Origin of the sequence: Paraburkholderia sp. UCT2 (assembly GCF_014397665.1) — a bacterium.
Taxonomy (GTDB): Bacteria; Pseudomonadota; Gammaproteobacteria; order Burkholderiales; family Burkholderiaceae; genus Paraburkholderia; species Paraburkholderia tuberum.
Genome location: NZ_VZQO01000131.1, coordinates 1 through 1,211 on the forward strand (window position 1 = coordinate 1; position 1,211 = coordinate 1,211).

At 57.8% G+C, this 1,211-nt stretch carries 1 protein-coding gene; it reads right to left on the reverse strand.

The window, feature by feature from the left end; translation table 11 throughout:
• Window positions 1-130 precede the first annotated feature (130 nt).
• A complete protein-coding gene (locus F6X39_RS36050; protein WP_090812378.1) occupies window positions 131-1,123 on the reverse strand; it encodes an IS5 family transposase in 993 nt (330 codons plus the stop codon).
• Window positions 1,124-1,211 lie beyond the last annotated feature (88 nt).

A 1,211-nucleotide genomic window follows, 5' to 3' on the forward strand; every position in this document is an offset into this window, starting at 1 on the left:
GGAAGCGCTGATCAATGGACCAACTGCCCAAGTTGCAGACGAGATGCCGTCGAATTTTCCGGATGACGAAGCGAATCGATGCTCAACTCGGTGAATTGGACGCGCAAACGAGGCTCCCTGCTCGCATTTTTTATACGCATGACGGATTGCTCCCATGGACCGATCGCGACAGATTTCGCGCAATCACCAGATTCGCAAGAGCGAACAGGCTGAACAGTTGCGCGGTGTTCTTGGCCAAGCCCTTGTATCGCGTCTTGCGATGGTGAAACAGGTTCTTGACGATATGGAATGGATGCTCAACCCGCGACCGGATCTGCGCCTTGGTTCGCTCGACCGCGATCACCAGGTTCTTCAGCGCCCCGTCCTGCATCGCCTTGATCTTTCCCCGCTTGGCAGCGACGTGCCACTTCACGGTCTTGCCCGCCATTTCCTCGCGCTTGTCTACGCCAATGTAGCCCGCGTCGGCGAACGCCTGCTCTTCATGTCCGTGCAGCAGGGCATGCGCTTGCGATACATCCGACACGTTGGCCGATGTGCCAACCACACTGTGGATCAGGCCCGAATCGGCATCGACGCCAATGTGGGCTTTCATTCCAAAGTGCCATTCGTTTCCCTTCTTCGTCTGATGCATTTCCGGGTCACGACTCTTCCCGGCGTTCTTGGTCGACGGCGGCGCTTCAATGATCGTTGCGTCAACCAGCGTGCCTTCCTTCATCATCAGCCCACGCTCGCACAGCGAGATGCCAATCTCGTCAAACAACTTCCGTGTCAGTTCGTGTTCGATCAGCAGGCGCCGGAATTTCAACAGCGTGGTCGCATCAGGCACGTTCTCAACTGCCAGATCGATGCCGGCGAAGGCTCGCAGCGCGATGCTGTCATACAGCGCGTCTTCCAGTCCTTCGTCCGACAGCCCGTACCACTGTTGCAGGAAGTAGATTCGCAGCATTCGCTCCAGGCCAATCGGCGGGCGGCCTCGCGTGCCCTTCGGATAGTGCGGCTCGATTGCCGACAGCAAGCGCTGCCACGGAACGACCTTCTCCATCTCGGCGAGGAAGCGTTGGCGCCTCGTCACTCGCTTCTTGCCTGCAATTTCCGCTTCGGCGAAGCCGATCTGCCTCTTCATCATCGTGAGTCTGTTCCGTGAGTTGCCTTCTATAACGTCCTCAGCTACGCCAACGATGACCACCGAGCTGAATAAATCAGCGCTTCCC